At 45.8% G+C, this 2330-nt stretch carries 1 protein-coding gene and 1 pseudogene; both read left to right on the forward strand.

What is annotated here, in order from left to right; genetic code table 11:
• A partial coding sequence (locus tag AC1DSE_RS34240; RefSeq protein ID WP_477529011.1) for an FAD-dependent oxidoreductase occupies nucleotides 1-601 on the forward strand: 601 nt, incomplete at its 5' end.
• A gap of 179 nt (nucleotides 602-780) precedes the next feature.
• A pseudogene (locus AC1DSE_RS34245) lies at nucleotides 781-2330 on the forward strand (glycoside hydrolase family 10 protein); the annotation flags it as partial.

A 2330-nucleotide genomic window follows, 5' to 3' on the forward strand; every position in this document is an offset into this window, starting at 1 on the left:
GAGTGCGCGTCAGCAAAGTCTATCGCTCGTTTATTGGCTGCAAACGGAAGCACCGCGTCCAGATGGAGGCATTGGTTATCCCGGCCTTCGACTTCGCGGTGACATTGTTGGAACAGAAGATGGTATTGCCAAACATCCTTATATACGGGAATCTCGCAGAATAAAGGCGAAATATACGATTACGGAGCATGATGTCAGCCTCGAAATCAGGGGGGATCAAGGGATCAAACGATATGAGGACAGTGTAGGCGTCGGAAGTTATCATCTAGATCTCCACACAACAACAAAATCCAATCGCGGCTTCTACATTCCCAGCTTGCCTTACGAAATTCCGCTCGGAGCCCTCCTCCCCGTTCGGATGAAAAATTTGCTCCCTGCCTGTAAAAATATTGGCACCACTCAAATTACAAACGGCTGCTACCGACTGCATCCAACCGAATGGAACATCGGTGAATCAGCAGGTTATTTAGCCGCTTACTCCATTATAAATCAAGTCACCCCGCATGAAGTACGAGAAAATAAGCTGCATCTGGAAGCTTTTTTAACGCTTATTCAAAATCAAGGCATTGAGACGCATTGGCCAGAAAATTTGAAGCGATAGCTTGAAAATAAAAATATTATCCTCTTTTTATAAAATTTATGGAAAAACAATCCGCTTGCTGTTACACTACTGCTAGATAAACAATCCATCATGAACATGAACAGCTACTTTATCCGAAAGGCGGTGAAGTGTAAGGTTCTGTTTTATGCGTACAAATGAGAAGATTCGAGGTGTATGCCATGATGACCAAACGATTGTTTAATCTCGTTCTTTGTGTTGCCCTTCTTCTGATCAGCATTTCTTCAACCGCCTTCTCAGAGCCCGCTTCTCCTGACCAGCCATCCATTACGCTTGAGGACGGCACAAACCACATCGTTGACCTCATTAATCAAGAGAGTCAAGACAACAAACTCATGATATTTACCCGCAGCTACGGAACCACAACAAAACCTCCGCTCGTTCCGACAACAGAAGCCATCATTACAAACGAAATCGTTACAGCCATATATACAAACAGCACTAACGGCACTTATATTCCTGCTAACGGATACGTCATAACTGGAACGGGAAACAAAGCTTCATTGATCAGCGGCTTCAAGATTGGAGATTCCATTACAACGAGCTTTCCTATTTCGGTTTATCCAGCCCAATATTTTACCGTTAATGAAGAGATCGTTCCAATTACTCAGGTTAATGCAGGGCGCGGAGCGGCGGATATCGTTCTGTACTTGCCAGAATACGGCCCTGCAACAAAAACAAATCCATGGGGCATGGAGATCACCGTTGACGGAGGTTCCGTTACGCGAATAGCAACGATGACGCAGGATACTAGCGGCAATTGGCTCGATAACAACTCATCCATTCCTGCAAGTGGATACGTTCTCTCTATTCAAGCTGAAAGTCCGTTTTTTGCCAAATTAAATGGAACTGTGCGGATTGGAGATGCCGTTGAATTGAATATGAACAATGAAGTGTTAGTTGAAGCCTCCAAAATAGGATACGACGCCTTAAATCCGCGAACGAGAGAAGATAATCCCGGAGGCTGGGATGACGGCAGCAATGAACCATACCCCGGACACCGCGGAACGGATCAGCTCATTATTTACGACAACAGCTATGGCGCAGCAACGGGAACGAATCCTTGGGGTTACGAGGTTGTCGTAAACTCGGAAGGCAAGGTCACGCAGGTGAGCGGCAATAATTCTACCATTCCAGCTGGCGGATATGTCATATCCGGGCATGGCGTCAAAGCAAGCTGGCTAAGCGAGCATGTATCCATAGGTAGCAGCTTCAAGCTGCTCACGGATGAGAAACAAGCGTTATTTCTGTTCACGCCAGAATCCTATCTGGATAAAGCGCAAATAGGAATAGATGCCGCGAAGCAAAAGCTTATTCTCTCCAAGCAGCAGTTTCTAGACATTAACTATAACGGTATGGAACAGCAAATTACATCTGCACAAGCAGCATTGGTCGATTTGAAAAGCCAGATTGCACAAGGTGATTTCGCTTCCTTCACGGTCCAGTTCACAGAGCTGAACGCACGGGTAGAGAAAGCCAGCTTCATGGGCTATGAATCCCGCGCTGTAGACCATCGATCCATTTGGATTCGTCCGAAGGAAACGAATCTCGAGCAGGTTCAGCAGCATATTGCGAAGCTTCACGCTTTAAATATCAACTCCATTTACTTAGAGACGTGGTGGAATGGCTTTACGATTTACCCAACGAGCCATCCGCTAGCTGCTCAAAATCCGATTTATGGCGGTTTTGACGTATTGAACGCCTATATAAC

It is taken from the genome of Paenibacillus sp. 01L418, assembly GCF_056400045.1.